Source organism: Vibrio sp. 10N.222.46.A1 (assembly GCF_041473595.1).
GTDB classification, from domain to species: Bacteria; Pseudomonadota; Gammaproteobacteria; order Enterobacterales; family Vibrionaceae; genus Vibrio; species Vibrio tasmaniensis_A.
On sequence record NZ_JBFRSN010001459.1, the window covers coordinates 1 to 219 of the forward strand.

Here is a 219-nt window from a genome sequence, read left to right on the forward strand (position 1 = left end):
GATAACCTCAGTGTAGTCGTTGATGGTGAAGTAACCTTAATAGACGATGGTGAGAGCAACTCCACCTTCGCCCTAAATGGTTACAAGCTGAGTAATGGGTTCCACCAAGCGCAACACTACTACCTGTTGCAATGGCGCAGCCACATGGACGTTGATGAGGGTCTAGCCAACATCAAACGCATGGGCCAACTGATCTCATTCGATCCGGGTTTGATTATT

1 protein-coding gene is annotated in these 219 nt (G+C 47.9%); it reads left to right on the forward strand.

Annotation, left to right across the window (positions count from 1 at the left end; all coding sequences use genetic code 11):
• On the forward strand, positions 1-219 hold a 219-nt coding region (locus AB4496_RS27360), incomplete at both ends, for a hypothetical protein (protein WP_372133100.1).